12 protein-coding genes and 1 pseudogene are annotated in these 15,205 nt (G+C 50.4%); 10 read left to right on the forward strand and 3 right to left on the reverse strand.

The window, feature by feature from the left end:
• Nucleotides 1–146 precede the first annotated feature (146 nt).
• Nucleotides 147–1,250, forward strand: a complete 1,104-nt coding sequence (locus EYY67_RS07425) for an ABC transporter ATP-binding protein (RefSeq protein ID WP_119822253.1) — start codon at nucleotides 147–149, stop codon at nucleotides 1,248–1,250.
• 62 nt (nucleotides 1,251–1,312) lie between these two features.
• On the opposite strand, the gene EYY67_RS07430 is transcribed toward EYY67_RS07425, so the two are convergent.
• A complete protein-coding gene (locus tag EYY67_RS07430) occupies nucleotides 1,313–1,582 on the reverse strand; it encodes a PAAR domain-containing protein (protein WP_131693225.1) in 270 nt (89 codons plus the stop codon).
• A gap of 85 nt (nucleotides 1,583–1,667) precedes the next feature.
• On the opposite strand from EYY67_RS07430, the gene EYY67_RS07435 reads away from it, so the two are divergent.
• The 7 genes from EYY67_RS07435 (at nucleotide 1,668) to EYY67_RS07465 (ending at nucleotide 12,164) form a co-directional block, all read left to right on the forward strand.
• Entirely contained in the window at nucleotides 1,668–4,211 is a 2,544-nt protein-coding gene (locus EYY67_RS07435) for a type VI secretion system Vgr family protein (protein ID WP_131693226.1), read from the forward strand.
• Nucleotides 4,212–4,221: 10 nt separating this feature from the next.
• Nucleotides 4,222–6,399: a T6SS effector phospholipase Tle3 domain-containing protein gene (locus tag EYY67_RS07440; protein ID WP_131693227.1), complete on the forward strand. Its 2,178-nt coding sequence runs from the start codon at nucleotides 4,222–4,224 to the stop codon at nucleotides 6,397–6,399.
• Nucleotides 6,351–7,088, forward strand: coding sequence for a T6SS immunity protein Tli3 family protein (locus tag EYY67_RS07445; protein WP_242675589.1), 738 nt, complete (start codon nucleotides 6,351–6,353; stop codon nucleotides 7,086–7,088). The genes EYY67_RS07440 and EYY67_RS07445 overlap by 49 nt, the downstream gene beginning before the upstream one ends.
• Nucleotides 7,085–7,777, forward strand: coding sequence for a T6SS immunity protein Tli3 family protein (locus EYY67_RS07450; protein ID WP_131693228.1), 693 nt, complete (start codon nucleotides 7,085–7,087; stop codon nucleotides 7,775–7,777). Before EYY67_RS07445 ends, EYY67_RS07450 begins: the two co-directional genes overlap by 4 nt.
• Before the next feature lie 212 nt (nucleotides 7,778–7,989).
• Nucleotides 7,990–9,096 carry an ABC transporter substrate-binding protein gene (locus tag EYY67_RS07455; RefSeq protein ID WP_165497952.1) on the forward strand — a complete coding sequence of 369 codons (1,107 nt, stop codon included), beginning with the start codon at nucleotides 7,990–7,992 and terminating at the stop codon, nucleotides 9,094–9,096.
• 50 nt (nucleotides 9,097–9,146) lie between these two features.
• Entirely contained in the window at nucleotides 9,147–11,120 is a 1,974-nt protein-coding gene (gene cirA / locus EYY67_RS07460; protein ID WP_131693230.1) for a catecholate siderophore receptor CirA, read from the forward strand.
• 84 nt (nucleotides 11,121–11,204) lie between these two features.
• On the forward strand, nucleotides 11,205–12,164 hold the full coding sequence (locus tag EYY67_RS07465; protein WP_131693231.1) for a D-2-hydroxyacid dehydrogenase family protein: 960 nt from the start codon (nucleotides 11,205–11,207) through the stop codon (nucleotides 12,162–12,164).
• A 63-nt stretch (nucleotides 12,165–12,227) separates the two neighbouring features.
• On the opposite strand, the gene EYY67_RS07470 is transcribed toward EYY67_RS07465, so the two are convergent.
• Entirely contained in the window at nucleotides 12,228–12,560 is a 333-nt protein-coding gene (locus EYY67_RS07470; RefSeq protein ID WP_013574907.1) for a DUF496 family protein, read from the reverse strand.
• A 166-nt stretch (nucleotides 12,561–12,726) separates the two neighbouring features.
• Entirely contained in the window at nucleotides 12,727–13,824 is a 1,098-nt protein-coding gene (locus EYY67_RS07475) for an FUSC family protein (RefSeq protein ID WP_131693232.1), read from the reverse strand.
• 238 nt (nucleotides 13,825–14,062) lie between these two features.
• Here EYY67_RS07475 and EYY67_RS07480 point away from each other — a divergent pair, with 238 nt between their 5' ends.
• Together EYY67_RS07480 and EYY67_RS24915 are read left to right on the forward strand one after the other, a co-directional pair.
• Nucleotides 14,063–15,073, forward strand: a complete 1,011-nt coding sequence (locus EYY67_RS07480) for an acyltransferase family protein (protein ID WP_165497949.1) — start codon at nucleotides 14,063–14,065, stop codon at nucleotides 15,071–15,073.
• Nucleotides 15,066–15,205, forward strand: a pseudogene (locus EYY67_RS24915) (hypothetical protein); the annotation flags it as partial. The gene EYY67_RS07480 and the pseudogene EYY67_RS24915, both read left to right, overlap by 8 nt.

The following is a 15,205-nucleotide window of genomic DNA, read 5'->3' on the forward strand; positions in this document are numbered from 1 at the left end:
CGTTAAACTTACAAGCCATAAATCACTACAAAAAGATACGTATTGTGTGATCTTCTCTCCAAAATTCGAACCCGCCTGTGCAAACGCTTACACAAGGTGGTTATAGTCCGAAACATCAGCGGTATGAATTCTTTATGAGGTCAAACATGTCCAGCATCAGACTTAAAAATGTGGTCAAACGTTTCGATAAAACCGTGACGTTGCATGGCATCAATATTGATATTGAAGACGGGGAGTTCACTGTCTTTGTCGGGCCATCGGGATGCGGGAAATCCACCCTGCTGCGCATGATTGCCGGGCTGGAAGACATTACGGAAGGAGACGTTTACATTGGCGAGCAGCGGGTCAATGACGTTGACCCGTCACGGCGCGGCGTGGCGATGGTGTTTCAGTCTTACGCGCTGTATCCGCACATGACCATTGCCGAAAACATGGGTTACGGACTGAAAGTGAACGGCGTGCCAAAGGAAGAAATTCGTCATCAGGTGGAGATGGTCGCCAAAACCCTGCAACTTTCTCATCTGCTGGACCGAAAGCCGAAGCAGCTTTCCGGCGGCCAGCGCCAGCGTACCGCCATTGGCCGGGCGATTGTGCGTAACCCTCAGGTCTTTATGTTTGATGAACCGCTGTCTAACCTGGATGCCGAACTGCGCGTGGACATGCGCCTGCACATTTCCAAGCTGCATCAGGAACTGAAAACCACCATGGTTTACGTGACGCACGATCAGACCGAAGCCATGACGCTGGCCGATAAAATCGTGGTGATGAACTACGGTAAAGTCGAGCAGATGGGCGCGCCGATGGACCTTTACTACAACCCGGTAAATCAGTTTGTGGCCGGATTTATCGGCTCACCGAAGATGAATTTCCTGCCCGCAGAAGTGCTGAGCTGGCAGCCTGAGCGGCTGGAAGTACGACTGACGCCGGAGAAAACCCTGACGCTGGCACTCAGTACCGCCGAACTGGCGGCGGGCGATAAAATCACCCTCGGCATTCGCCCCGAACATCTGCTGTCGCAGGAAACCGAAAACGTGCTGGAGTTTAACTGCGAAGTGGTTGAGCGTCTGGGCAACAGCACCTACCTGTTCGGGCAATGTTACGGCACCGACGGTTTTAAAATGCTGCTGCCGGGCGACATGGCCTTCAACCCTTATCAGAGCCTGACCACCTGGTTCGATGCCAAACGCTGCATGGTGTTCAGCCAGGACGGACTGCGCATCAGCGCGCCAAGCCTTTCTCATCTGCATTAATCACTCGCTTCAGGCCGCCCTTTCGGGGCGGTTTTGCCCCTGCCCTGCCCCGCAAAGGGATTTCAGCCGTTAAGTTCATTCACGCCGTTCCCCGTATGCAGGGCTTTTGCGCCGCAGGTGGCTTTATCCCCTTGCCTGATACGCTGTCTTCCGTTGATCAGGATATTTGGCGCGCCGTTCAGGAAAACCGATCTCACGTTGCATATCGGACATAAAAAGCCGTGACCGGTAAGTACGGCATAATGTCCATCAACCGTAAAATTATATTCCCCTTCCCTTAACGTTCCGCCGTGAGTTGTGGTATCTCCGGTGACGATTAATGGTTGCTTCATTTTAAATTCCCTTTATTTTTTAAGTCCGCCGGGCGCTATAATACCACCGGTTTAAAAAGGATATTAATCTCAAGGAAATAAAATCATGACCGGTCATGTGATTTCACTCGCGGAAACAATTTTTAATCCTGTTAATAGTCAAAACCGTTATTTACTTCACTTATTTAATTCGGATGTCGTCGCCGACGTTGAATCCTTCACCGGGCATGAGGCATTAAGCGAACCTTATTTCTATGTTATTCGCTTCACCTCACACCAGAAGGATATTCCGGCCACCAGCCTGTTAAAACAATACGCTTCTTTCGAAATGCGTGTACCGAATCCGGCCTGGTCGCTTTATTTACCGGGTTCAGAATACTGGAAAAAAAACTGGCAGGTTGAAGGGGTAATCAGCGTATTTGAACGGCTCAGCACGTCCGCAGATGAATCACTTTACGAAATAACTTTATCTCATCCTATGGCTCTGATGAATAACAAGCGGCGCTCCGCGATTTATCAGGATATTTCCGTGCCTGAGTTAGTTAAGCAAATACTCAAAGAACATCATTTCGAAGGGTATGAAATTAATTTTGATGGTCTGGCGTGGATTTACCCCCGCCGTGAAATGATCGTACAGTGGGGCGAAACCGATTTACAGTTTATCCGCCGTTTGCTTTCTGAGGTGGGGATCTGGTTCCGCTTTGAGAAGCACCCGAAACACGATGAAATTGTTACGATGGTTTTTGCAGACAGTCAGAGTCTGTACCTGTTTAATCATGCCATCCGCCTGTATAACGAAGCGGGAATGTCAGGCAATGATTATACGATCCGCGAACTGAAAGCCCGTCATAATGTGGTGCCGGCCAGCGTGATGGCAAAAAACTACTATTACCCGCTGCGTAACTATGACATCACCACAGAGACAATAGACGTGACCCGCGGCGACGATAAAACGCAGGGTACGCAATATATTTACGCGGACATACACCAGGCCCCCGGCGAACGTTACGCGCACGGGCGCGGCCAGCCCGCTGAGACCAGTGTTTTTTATGCCCGTATACGTCATGAACTCCTGCTGAATGAACAACACCGGCTGACAGGAGTAACCGACAGCCCGCAGATCCTGCCGGGTACGGAATTAATCATTGACGGCAACCTTTCCGACGCCTTTAAAAACAGTTTTGTTGTGACGGCCATGAAGGCCACCGGTTCCCGAAAAAATGCCTACAGGTCAGAATTAAGCGGCATTCCCTACAGTGAAGATGTTTGTTTCCGGCCTGAACGTCTGCCGCGCCCCTGCATTTCCGGCACTGTTCCCGCCCGCATTTCCGCATTAAAGTTTAATGACACGCTGGCACATATTGATGCTTTCGGGCGTTATCGCGTGAAATTTCACTTCGATTTAGAAGATCAATGGAAAAAAGGCTACGAAAGCCTGCCGGTAAGGCTGGCCCGCCCTTATGCCGGTGATACTTACGGTTTCCATTTCCCTTTGCAGGATAATACCGAAGTCGCGATCGCCTTTGAGGGGGGCGATCCTGAACGGCCATACATTGCCCACGCCCTGCACGACGCCACAAATCCCGATGTAGTCACCAACCGCAACAACACCCGCAACGTGATACGCACCCAACGAAATAATAAATTGAGGATGGAAGATAAGCGGGATCAGGAACATATCAAGCTGGCCACCGAATACGGAAAATCACAGGTCAATTTAGGCCATCTGGTTGACGCCAGCGGGGAACCACGCGGGGAAGGTTTTGAAATCCGCACGGATAAACACGGCGCGTTACGTGCGGGTCAGGGGCTGCATATCACGACAGAAGGACAGCCAAAAGCCAGCGGCCATCAGTCAGACATGGCTGCGACGGTCGCCCAGCTGCAGGCGGCTTTACAATTAGCGCAATCCCTTTCGGCCAGCACCACAGCCAGCGATACCCCCGCCACAGACACCGGCAAACAGCAGGCATTACGCCAGGCGACTGACAAGCTGGCCGAACCGGTGATCGCACTCTATGCCGATGCGGGCATAGCCCAGACGACGCCGAAAACCGCGCAAATCAGCGCGGGTCAGAACGTGATCACCACGTCGCACAAGGACACGTCCTTAAATGCTTTTGGCCGCTTTACGGTTGCCGCTGCGGAACTATTTTCCGTTTTCGTCCGTAAGGCGGGGATTTTTCTGACAGCTGCAGGTGGCCCGCTCCACCTGAAAGCGCAAAAAGATGAAATCAAGCTAACGGCATTCGGGGACGTGATCACCACCAGTTCTAACGGGCGCATTTCTTTCAATGCGAAAAATGAAATTGTCCTGATGTCCGGCGGCGCGGGCATCCGTATAAAAAATGGCGTGGTTGAGGTATTAGCGCCGCAGGGCATTCTCTATAAAACCATGGATGTGCGTTATTTGCCTGCGGCCAGCATTCAGGAAGCATTGCCCGTTTTCAAAAACGGCGAATTATCGCAGCAATTTTTACTCCATGCAGACGGGGAACCGGATCACCCCCTCACCAACCAGAAATTTATGCTGATTAAAAACGGCGTACAGATTGAGGGGATCACAGACGCTGACGGCCATTCCCCTTTGCTGAACCCGTCAGAACTGGAAAGTTATTCGTTAAGACTCATTCACGACGAACAAGAATAGGGAAATCATCATGACAGATAACACAGAAAAAAAGACACCGCCGCGCCCGCCGGTCTGGCTGGCGACCGGCTGTATTGGTGTGCCTACGGATGCGGGGCCATCGATGTACGTCACAAAATGCGCGGTTCCGCGCCCTATGCCCTGCATTGTGATTCTGGTTCACGGCGTTAACGACGTGGGGGAAGCCTATCAGAATCAGGAAAAAGGCATTATTGCGGGGCTGAATCAGCGTTTAGGCCGCCATGACCTGACGTGTCACGAATGGTCAGAAAAGGAATTCCAAATCAGGGACGCTGACGGAAAGCAGCAGACTTGTACTGACACCGATAACACACAACGGGAAGTGTTATCGGATGTGGCTTCCCCCGTTATTCCGTTTTACTGGGGTTACAAACCGGTTGACCACGCAACCTACGTTGCCGATCAGGAAGAATACATAAAGCAAATGCAAAAGACTTACCGCAGCCCTGAAACGCCGCTGCCGTATGACGCTTTTCAGGAATATAACGAATGGACAATCAGAAGGCATGACGGGAAAAACATTGATAATTACAGCAACGTTTTAGATCCGAATTTTGCCAAAGGCGGCGGCACCTTTGCCAACGCCACAACAAATATCCCTGATATGTTCGGACCAGGCGCAAACGGGGCAATGATGGGCATTCCCAAGGCCATAAGCCAGAACAACGCGCCGGACCGCACACACCCCATTTATGAGAATCCGAACCGGATTTATCAGGTCTTTGCCGCGTACCGGCTGGCCGATCTGATTTTAACAATTCGCCAGAACGAAACAACAAAACATGACGTTATCAACATCGTCGCCCACAGTCAGGGGACTATTATCACCATGTTAGCCAACATGATGGTTAAATCGAAGAATGTTAATCCCGCTGATTGCGTGATTTTCAATCATTCGCCCTATTCGCTTGAAAACCGGATCATGGAAATGGGCCTGCCGGGTAATCAGCAAACCACCGCCGCCCGTGAAAAAACCTTTAAAAACTTCTGCGCACTTATGCGTACAAATAGCCGGTATCAGGAAGGGGGCGACGGCCTGCACACAGAGGCCGACACCCAAAAACTGTACGATACGATTTGCATTAAAAAGGCGGGGGCGTGGTATCAGGATCCGCGCCACCGGCGGAATAATTTTGGCAAAGTTTATAACTACTTTTGCCCCAACGACCAGACCGTATCACTTGAACCGATACAGGGTTTCGGCTGGCGTGGCGTCCCTGACAAGATAGCCAACACGATCCCCAACCTGCGCCAGCGGGTTTTCGCCCAGGATGAATTAGTGGGCGTTAAAGCCTCCGGCCCGTACCGTTTTGCGGGGCCAATAACGCAGGGTAAAGGCGTTTATACCGGCGCGGCGCACTGGTTTACAAACGCCGCATATACGTTTAATGATGTGACGGTGACGGGGGAAGAACTGCCAGAGCCTTTTATTTTTGAATTGCAGGGGCAGCGCAATCAGGGAGAAGAAAAATACCGTTCAAAAATGAGCGGGCCGGATATTGAGATCGCCAGCGCCAACCTTGCCAGCCAAACCACCATATCTGAACGGCGGGAAGTTCCCCCGTATCAACCTTTCGGCACAATGCAGGCCGGGCACAATTTAACCACGAATGAATGCCGTATTCTGAGTGCGTATTTATATCCGGCGGGGCAAGCCGTTATAGAAACGGCGGTGATTATTGATGTTAACGGAGAAAAATATTTTTCTTACCGTCGTACAAAAACCAGGGAAGAAGTCAGAAAAGAAATAGATGAGGCGCAATCTACGGTATTAAGTCAGCATTCGTCTATTGTGATGAGTGATAAAGCGCCAGCCATGGCAATGGCTTACGATCTGGCTATCGGTCAGTGTAAATCTCACGTTATTGAAGACGGCAGATTCTGGCGGAGTTTGTTGCACCGTGCGGACTGGCGGCGGGAATATAATCCCGGCCCATTCACATCTGAATATTACCGCAGCGGAAAATTAAACTTTCCGACAATCAAGCGATTTATGAACAAACCAGACGAGTTTTTACCAAAAGGAGAATTTGAGGTAGTTAATGATTATGGCCCCCGCACCCGTATTCATGCGGCCCGTTATCCTGCAATCCATAACCAGGAGGTCACCGTTTACCAGTGGCCGATGCCGCCAACGCTGACCGAAAAGGAATTAAAAAGAACATGAAAACATGCCCGCGCATTGCCGCCGGTCTGGCGGCACTTTTACTGGTTGCCGGTTGTTATGGCCGCACCAGCGAAAAACCGGCACAAATTATTTACCGTTTTGACGATCACCGCTATCTGGAAATAGTGGGGTTTTATTGTCAGGGGGCTTTAAATTATGTCGATACAAAACGTGGAATAAAATCGGAAATAGCTAGCCAGTTTTACAGGGCTTTTTCAGAAAAATATATTCATCCCTCTGAGCGTTATATAGTTATTCCTGACTGGGATGGTGGGGCGTTTATAGTATCAAAAGATTATGGGCAGACATGGCAAACTGCACCAATCTCAGGAGACTACGCCCCAAGCAGCAAAGACGCCAAATCTCTTACCGTTGTTAATGATCGTGGTTATTTTCTCGCAAAAGACAGGCGATTATACGTGAGTTCAGCGCCGTTTGATGATTTGCGCATTATGCCTGGAGGGTCGGGAATTGATTTTATTGTTGATGGAGAGAAAGACACGCTTTTACCGGGTTCATCCGGCCCTGAATGGGGCTTAATGTTTATAAAACAAAACGATATCAATAAATTGATTTATAAACATCTTTCAAACTGGCAAAACTTCCCGCAAAAAGTACCCGAGGTAATAAATTATCAGGGATGGGATCATATGAAATGTAATCCCTCATTAGGGCTTGAGGAAAAATGAAAAAACATCCACGCATTGCCGCCGGCCTGGCGGCGCTTTTACTGGTTGCCGGTTGTTATGGCCGCACCAGCGAAGAACCGGCACAAATTATTTACCGTTTTGACGATCATCGCTATCTGGAGTTAGTAGGGTTTTATTGTCAGGGGGCTTTAAATTATGTCGATACAAAACGTGGAATAAAATCAGAAATAGCTAGCCAGTTTTACAGGGCTTTTTCAGAAAAATATATTCATCCCTCTGAGCGTTATTTAGTTATTCCTGACTGGGATGGTGGGGCGTTTATAGTATCAAAAGATTATGGGCAAACATGGCAAACAGCATCAATTATAGGAAACTACTTCCCAAGCAGCAAAGAGGCCGAATCTCTTACCGTTGTTAATGATCGTGGTTATATGCTGGTAAAAGACGGGCGATTATACGTAAGTTCAGCGCCGTTTGATGATTTACGCGTCAGAAAAGGCGGGTCAGGAATTGATTATACTATAGACGGGGAAAAACAACATCTTAGCCCGCTTTCCGCTGGCCCTAGTTGGGGCCTTGAGTTTGTGAAAGAAAAAGATATGCCTAATTTAATTTATCAATATCTTTCAAACTGGCAAGATTTCCCGCAAAAAGTACCCGATGTAATAAATTATCAGGGATGGGATCATATGAAATGTAATCCCGCGTTGGGGCTTGAGGAAAAATGAAAACACGCCCACGCATTGCCTGAATCCAGCCATTGTAATGTTACCCGCCGCCCTTTCGGGGCGGTTTTGCCCTCCTCTTCCGCACTAATGTAAACCGCATTGATAATCGTTATCATTTCTTTTATTGTTAGCGCCTCTTCAGGGAAACGTAAAGGAATCGGAAGAAGATGAATTATCAGCAGAATTTTTTCACGACGCTCACCGCTAAGCGCATGGCTGGCGGATTAGCCGGACTCACGCTTGGCGTGCTTAGCTTCGCCACGCAGGCTGTCACCGTGACCGATATCGCCGGGCGCACTGTTACCGTGCCGGATGATATTCAGCGTGTGGTACTGGGAGAAGGCCGGTTGTTCTTCGCCCTTTCCCTGCTCGAAGGCCAGAAACCCTTCGACCGGATTGTCGGCTGGCAGGGAGATTTCCGTAAGCTTGATCCGCAAACCTACGCCACCTATCAGGCAAAATTCCCGCAAATCGACAAGATCCCGCTGATTGGCAACACCAGCGCCGACAGCATCAGTCCGGAGAAAGTCCTGACGCTGAACCCGCAACTGGCGATCTTTGGTTTGTCAGGCCACGGGCCGGGCCGGGAAAGCGAACTGGTGACGCAGTTGCAGAAAGCCGGAGTGCCGGTGGTGTTTGTGGATTTCCGCACCTCTCCGCTCAAAAACACCCTGCCGAGCATGGAGCTGCTGGGTAAAGTGCTGAACCGTGAGAAGCAGGCGCAGGACTATATCCGCTTCTATCAGGACAATATCAGACGCGTCACCGACGTCACCAAAGACATTCCTGAGCAGGATAAACCGAAGGTGTTCATCGAGTTACGCGCCTCGACGGCAGATGAATGCTGCCGCTCGGCCGGTAACGGCAATATGGGCGATTTTATCGATCAGGCGGGCGGCGTGAACATCGCCAAACCTCTGCTGCCCGGCCCTCTCGGTCAGGTGAATCTGGAGAAAGTGATTGCCGCACAACCGGATGTCTATCTGGTGAGCGGTGGCGGTAAACCGCCGAAAGCTGGCGATCCGCAACCTGCGGGTTTAGTGCTCGGCGCGCAAACCACGCCGGAACAGGCCAGCGCCAGCCTGAAACCGCTGCTGGCACGCAAAGGCATCAGCACCCTGAAAGCTGTCGAAGATGGCCGCAGTTTTGGCATCTGGCACAACTATTACAATTCCCCTTATAACGTGCTGGCGGTGCAGGTCTTCGCCAAAGCGTTTTATCCGCAGAAGTTTGCCGATCTCGATCCCCAGCAAACGCAGCAACAGCTTTATAAACAGTTCCTCGCCGTCGAACCGACCGGCACTTACTGGACAGAGTAAAGGGACACCGCCCCGCGCTGCCGGGGCTTTTTATCTCACGGAGAGAAAACATGGCTAAGATGACATTCACACCGGCGATCAAAGCCGGGCTGCTCGCACAACTGATTGCTGCCGCGTGTCCGGTGATGGCGGAAGACGTCAGCGAAGTGAAAGAAAAAGAAGATCAGATGGTGGTGACGGCTTCCGCGATTGAACAAAACCTCAAAGATGCGCCCGCCAGTATCAGCGTGATCACCCGCGAAGACCTGCAAAAGAAACCGGTACAAAACCTCAAAGACGTACTGAAAGATGTCCCCGGCGTGCAAATCACCAATGAAAGCGATAACCGTCAGGGCGTCAGTATCCGCGGGCTGGGCAGCGGCTACACCCTGATTCTGGTTGATGGCAAGCGCGTGAATTCCCGCAATGCCGTCTTTCGCCATAACGATTTCGATTTAAGCTGGATCCCTGCGGAATCCATTGAACGCATTGAAGTGGTGCGCGGGCCGATGTCTTCCTTATATGGCTCTGACGCGCTGGGCGGCGTGGTCAATATTATTACCCGCAAAGTCGGTACAAAATGGCACGGCACGCTGAGCGCCGACACTACCGTGCAGGAACACCGCGATCGCGGTGACAGCGGCAACGGGAATTTCTTCGCCAGCGGTCCGCTGGTGGACGATTTACTGGGCGTGAAAGTTTACGGCGCACTCGGTAAACGTCAGAAAGATCAGGCCAGTTCCGCCAGTGGCAGCACCGGTCAGCCGCGCATTGAAGGGTATACCTCGCGTAACGCCAACGTCGAATTCTCCCTGACGCCGGATGAAGATCAGGACATGACCTTTGGCTACGGTCTGGATCGTCAGGATCGCGATTCCGATACGCTGGATAAAAACCGTATCGAACGCGAGAATTATTCTCTCGGCCACAACGGCCGCTGGGGTCTGATGAATACCGAGCTGCGTTTCTACGGTGAAAATATCGAGAACAAAAACGCCGAAACCATTACCTCAAAAAACAACTCTCTCGACGGCAAAGTGGTGATCCCGCTCGGCGATTACAATCAGTTCCTGACGTTCGGCGGCGAATACCGCAACGACAAACTGGAAGACGGCGTGAACATGAAAAACGGTGGCAGCACGCAGGCCAATCAGTACGCGCTGTTCCTCGAAGACGAATGGCGTATCTTCGAAAATCTGGCGCTGACCGGCGGCGTGCGCATGGATGACCACGAAAACTACGGCGTCAACTGGAGCCCGCGTGCCTATCTGGTCTACAACGCCACCGACAGCGTGACGCTGAAAGGCGGCTGGGCGTCAGCGTTCAAAGCTCCTTCCCTGTTGCAACTCAGCCCGGACTGGCAAAGTGCCTCCTGCCGTGGCAGCTGTAATGTGGTGGGCAGCAAAGATCTGAAAGCGGAAACCAGCGAAAGCGTGGAGTTTGGCCTGTATTACGCTGGTCAGGAAGGCTTGCTGGAAGACGTGACCGCCAGCTCGACAGTGTTCCAGAACGACATCGACGACATGATCACCGTGATCCGTACCGCCAACCGCAATCTGGCACCGACTTATCAGAACTTTGTCGGTTTCGACGCCAGCGGCAATCCGATCTTCCGGTATTACAACGTCAACAAGGCGCGGATCCGCGGGCTGGAAACCGAACTGGGTTTGCCGCTTTCCGATACGCTGAACCTCAGGCTGAATTACACCTACAACGACGCCCGCGACCTGAGTAACGGCGGCAATAAGCCCCTCTCGGAACTGCCGTTCCACACCAGCAATGCGACCGTTGACTGGAAACCGCTGGAAGACTGGAGCTTCTATATTTCCGCCAACTACAAAGGCAAAAGCCGCACCGTCACTGACGGCAACGCCACGCCGGGCGGTTACACCATCTGGAACACCGGCGGTTCGTATCAGGTCAGTAAAGCGGTAAAAATCCGCGCCGGGGTGCTCAACCTGACGGATAAAGACCTCAACCGCGACGATTACAGCTATAACGAAGATGGCCGGAGATATTTCGCCGCTGTCGATTACAGTTTCTGACAATAACCTCCTGCCGGGTCGCTTCACGCCCCGGCAGTTTCAGTGCTATACCTCTTATCATTATTTTTCCGATAAGAGGTTCTCATGCCACTGCAATGCCGCATTCTTGATGATTACCAAAACGTTGCCCTCTCGCTGGCTGACTGGCAGGCGCTCGCGCCGCAGGTAGAATGCCGTGCGCTGACGGAACACATCGAAGACGAAAATACCCTGGCGGAGACGCTGAAAGACGCCGATATCCTGGTGATTATGCGTGAACGGACGCCCTTCACCGCCGCGCTGTTTGCACGTCTGCCCAATCTGAAACTGCTGATCACTTCGGGTATGCGTAATGCAGCCATCGATCTGACCGCCGCGAAGCGCCATAGCGTGACGGTATGCGGTACCGGCAGCGGGCAATCCGCCCCGGTCGAAATGACGTGGGCGCTGATCCTCGGGCTGGCACGGCATCTGGTCACAGAAAATAATGCGCTGCGCCAGAACGGCCCGTGGCAAAGCACGCTCGGTGCTGGCCTGAGCGGTAAACGGCTGGGGCTGCTGGGACTGGGGAAAATCGGGCAAAAGATGGCGCATATCGCGCAGGCTTTTGGCATGGATGTCTGCGCCTGGAGCCAGAACCTGACCGCAGAACGCGCAGCGGAACATGGCGTGACACTTTGCGCATCGAAACAAGAATTGCTGCAAACCAGCGACGTGGTGTCCATTCATCTGGTGCTTGGCGAGCGGACACGCGGTTTACTCGGCGTCAGCGAACTGGCGCAGATGAAACCGTCCGCCCTGCTGATCAATACCTCGCGCGCCGCAATTGTCGATCAACCCGCCCTGATTGATGCACTGCAACGGGGTGTGATCGCCGGTGCCGGTCTGGATGTGTTTGATGCCGAGCCACTGCCCGCCGGTCATCCTTTCCGGACCCTGCCCAATGTGCTGGCGACGCCGCATCTGGGCTATGTCTCCGACGGCAATTATCAGGTCTATTTCAGGGAAGCGGTTGAGGATATTCAGGCATTTCTGGCGGGTAAACCGCTGCGTGTTTTGGATTAGGGTAAATCACAGGCGTAAAAAAACCGGGCCTGAACCCGGTTTTTGCTTTCAGCAGCGACGAAATTACTTAGTTTCGTTGGCTTTGATTTCGCCCATCGCTTTCAGCTTTTTGGACATTTCACGACGTTCTTTCGACAGGTCTGCATTGCGAATGATGTAGTCATCAACACGATCTTCATAGTCGCCGCGCATGCTGGCAATGATCGCCTGAATTTCGTCGATGCTCATACCGGGTTTGATGTAGTCGCTCAGGTTGTCGAGCAGCAGAACACGTTTCTGGTTGTCACGGATTTTCTTTTCGTTATCAGCAATTTCGCGTTGTAATTTGTTTTTACGACGGAAAATGCGCACAAACTCCAGAACGTCCTGGAAACTCGGCTTATTGATATTGTCCATTTTAACACCTTCGATTAAGTTACACAGATTCAGTGACTTGTCGCAACCGCTTTGCCTGCCTTTACGCAAAAGCTTAGCAGGAAGAGTAGCAAAGATCGGGCTGCGCGCTCAGATAATCGTCCAATAAGCCCATCTTACCCGTTTTAGGCCGCAGACAAAAATCCCTTCATGCTTTCGTCGTTTTAACGCTGCTTATTTGAGCGTCTTCTTTTTGCATCGTCATGGTGATCAGGTCACCCATGGATTTCAGTTGCTCGGCCACCTGCGCGCTGAGCCAGACGTAGCCATACACCTGCGCTTCCAGATGATTCGCTGCGTTCATTTCCGCCATCAGCGCTTTCAGTTCTTCAGCAGATTCATTGAGCTGATGATTGATGGTCAGTTCATCACCTTTCGTGCCGTTCATCAGCATCAGACTGAGTTTTTCCAACGTGCTGAGCATCAGCAACTGCGCGCTGCGCAACGTACGGGCATTGAGCATCAGGAAATGGCTTTCGCGCGAACTCCAGTAAGCATCGGCCAGCAGTTCGAGCGTACACAGCAGGTTGCGGCTCAGCGTCTGGATCGCGTCAAACACTTCGCGCGGAATATGAGATTCTTTACTGGCGGGCGCGAACAGAGAACGCATCTTGATCATCTGGCTCATAGATGTCTTCATTTTGCCATGCAGATGCGGACGCTCTAGCATGTTCGGCGACAGCCACGCGCTGTAGAGTTTATTCAGCGACATCAGGTAATCCGCCATCTGCATACGCCAGTGAATAAAGGCACGTTGCGGATAAATACTGGCAAACAGCAACGCCAGCAGGGATCCAAAAATCACATCGCCCGATCGCCACAGCGCCATTTTCATGTCGCCCGGCCCCGCCCCGCAAACTACCGCCAGCGTGATACCAATCAGCAACGCCATATAAGGACGTTTACCGAGGGTCAGATACCCGCTGACGAACATCACGACGCCGCACCACACCAGCATCAGCGGAAATGAATACAGCTCCAGCCACAACGCGATCAGCCCGGAAGCTGCACCTAAAACAGTGCCGCTGATGCGCTCCAGTACGCGCTGCACGACATTTCCCCAAAACGAAATCGGCCCCATTACCACGACCAGGGTGATCAGCGGCCAGGTGCCTTCGGGGATTTCAGTCAACCGGACAATCAGAAATGTCAAAATGAACGCCACCGCGATACGCAGGGCGTGAGTAATCCGGTAATGACGGTAAATGACGTTATCCAGCGGAGAAATTTTCTTGTCGAGACGCACGTTAGGCCTGCCGTAAGGCGTGAATTCAGATTAGGCGGTAGTTTAGCCGAGTTGGGAAAGGGGATCACCCTGCTTTTGTCAGGGTTTTGGGGGATCGGTGCTGAAAATTTGTCAGATGGCAGATTTACACATCGACCTATCAAAAATTACATTTTGATTACATAAAACTTTCAAAAAATGACATTTTGTGGATAATTGCCAACTCATATTTTAAAATTTTGAATGATTGTGGTATTCCGTGCAAAATTTGACCCAACAATCACAGCAGATTCAATGGATTAACTACCTCAAAGGGATTGGTATCGTTCTGGTTGTTGCCGGACATGTTTATACCAATTTCCTTAGCCCGCTGATTTTCTCATTTCATATGCCGCTATTCTTTTTTATCGGTGGGTACTTATTGTCAGTTAAAGATCCTAAGGAATTTTTAATTTCAAAAGCCAATCATTTATTAATTCCTTACTTGTCCTTCATAATCATTTTCATTGCATTGTGGACATACACATTTTATACACGCAATCAGCTTTCACCGGCAGTTTTCACAAAATTGATAACCGACAGTTTACTTGGTGGAAAACACCTAGCGGGATGGCAAGGTGTATTCTGGTTCGTGACCGTTTTTTTTGTTAGCCAACAGATTTTAAATTTTATCTGTTACAAAACATCAAATAATCAGGTGATATTTTCTATAATGGTGGCGTCACTGACGTTATCCTATTTAAATCAAACCTACCTGCCTTTATTATCCTTCCCGCTTGGGATAAATATTGTGCTCTTCGCACTACCCATAATGTATATGGGTAAAGTCTATCGTGAGACGCGTTTTAATTTGCCATGGTGGTTTATCCTGCTTGCCAGCATTGCGATTATTTATTTTTATCATACCGATTTTTCAAAAATGAAGATCGATTTGAAATACACAAAATATGGAATTCCTGTTATCAGTTTATTCATTGCGCTGATCTTCATTGAATTGCTTATTTTATTTTCTAAAGATGTGGGGCATTTTCTGGGCTCAATACTAAAACCGCTAAGCAGTGCATCTATGATGATTATGTTCACTCATCAATACTTCCATTTCAAGCTGATGGAATACGGTCTTAAAAATGAAACTCTGATTTTTATATTTTCTCTTCTCCTCTCTTTTGGCTGTTATCTTTTAGTCATAAGGTCATCGAAAGCCTCCTTGTTGTTAATTGGTGTGAAAAGAAACAGCGCCCAGTGTACTGAGAATAACTATAATGAGTAAACAAGGTGAGTCAGAAATATTAAGCCTGACATACATGCGTGGCTTCGCAGCTCTATCCATTGTGATATTTCACATGCGAGGTTACCTTAACAATATTTATTTAAAAAATGACCTTGGTGATTTTGTCTTTGA

The organism is Rahnella victoriana, from assembly GCF_004330295.1.
GTDB classification, from domain to species: Bacteria; Pseudomonadota; Gammaproteobacteria; order Enterobacterales; family Enterobacteriaceae; genus Rahnella; species Rahnella victoriana.